Annotated in this window: 2 protein-coding genes; both read right to left on the bottom strand. The window is 39.4% G+C overall.

The genetic code is table 11. The features are described from left to right. The coding region (locus AC30RD_RS09030; protein ID WP_489494196.1) for an efflux RND transporter permease subunit at window positions 1–964 on the bottom strand (964 nt) is incomplete at its 3' end. Then, window positions 961–1,688, bottom strand: a 728-nt coding sequence (locus AC30RD_RS09035; RefSeq protein ID WP_489494197.1) for an efflux RND transporter periplasmic adaptor subunit, incomplete at its 5' end; no start/stop codon positions are given. The genes AC30RD_RS09035 and AC30RD_RS09030, both read right to left, overlap by 4 nt.

Below are 1,688 nucleotides of genomic sequence, written 5' to 3' on the forward strand. Positions count from 1 at the left end.
CATCAAATGCCAAAGTAAACTCTACACCAATAGGATATACATCCCTCAAACTATCAAGTTTCTCTTTTATTTTCTGCCCGAGTGTAATAATATTGCCATCATCGGCAACCGATATGGCAAGAAGCAGACTCTCCTCACCGTTTGCTCTTGTAAGGGGGTCTTTGGGGTCACTGTACCCCTCATGTATAGAGACAATATCTTTAAGATACACAACATCACGGCGCCCCGGAAGTGGAACAATGGTCTGCCCAAGCTCCTCAACACTTTTAATATTTCCTGTAGGCTCCAGTATAAGTCTTTGGGGTCCTATGGTTATAGCGCCACCTGGAGTGATAATATTTCTCTCCTGAATTGTTTTACTCAATGCAGCGGGAGAGAGTCCAAGTTCTGCGAGTTTGGAGTTGGTAAACTCTATATAAATATGCTGTTTTTGCAAACCGATGATATTGACATTTCCAACATCATCTATACTTAAAAGCTCCTCTTTAACATCATTGGCAATCTTTTCAAGTTCTGCATAACTAAACCCTTCCCCTATGATGTTGATAAGCGTTCCAAAAACCTCATTGTAGTTTTCATCAAGTTTTGGTTTTTTTACCTCCTGCGGCAGATCGGTTTGTTCTATCTTTTTTCTGATTTTATCCCAAATACCATCCAGATTATTGTACTTTTGGTCAATATCCACATAGATGGTTGAGATGCCGTTTTTAGAAACAGATTTCATATGCTTAATCTCATTAACCTGACGCAGTTGTCTCTCTATGGGGATTGTAACAAGAGATTCTATACGGCTTGGGGTTGCTCCTGCAAAAATGGTTGTAACCACCGCAGAACGGATCGAGAAGTTGGGGTCTTTAGCACGCGGCATAGTATGGTATGCAATAACACCCCCTATAATAAAAAAGAGTAAAATCGTCATTGTTACACGGTTTTTTTCTAAAATAAGCTCTATATAACTTTTCACTTCTCTACTCTTACTTTTTGATTTTCATGAACACGGCTCATACCGGCAGTCAAGACAAACATCCCTTTACTGACACCATTGGTGATAATAACGCCGCTTGTGGTCAACTCTCCCCTTGTAACATCACGCCGTTTAATCAACCCTACATTATTGACAATACTATCTACAATATAGAGATAAAACCCTTTTTCATCCTCCATCAAAGCGTGCAAAGGAACAACAAATGTATTTTCCCCCACATCGTTATGAAAATTAAACTGTACCGTTGCCGACATACCGGGGTGGATCCGTTTGGAAGATTTTACAAGTCGAACCACAACAGGAAATGTGGTGGTTCTTTGGCTTGAAGCATGACTTACCTCTACAACTTCCGCTTTGTATTTTTTATTTTTTAAAGCATCAAAACGTACAATACACTGCTGTTTCTCTTTTACATGGCTTATAAGTGAACCCGGAACACTTATAGGGACCTCTATACTTTTCGTTGAACTAATCGATGCAACATTGAGTGCAGGAGTGATATTTTCCCCTTTTTGGATATTTAAATCGGAAATGGAACCGTTAATGGGTGCTCTTAGTTTTGTATAACTGAGTTTTAATTGTGCTTCTTCCAAACGGTTTCTCATCGCATTGTAGTTTGCCTTTGCCGATTCTTTGGTTGTTCGGGCATCATCCAAATCACTCAAAGAGATTATTAAATGCAAAAAATATCTAAGTGGTCGCG

It is taken from the genome of Nitrosophilus sp. (assembly GCF_982775275.1).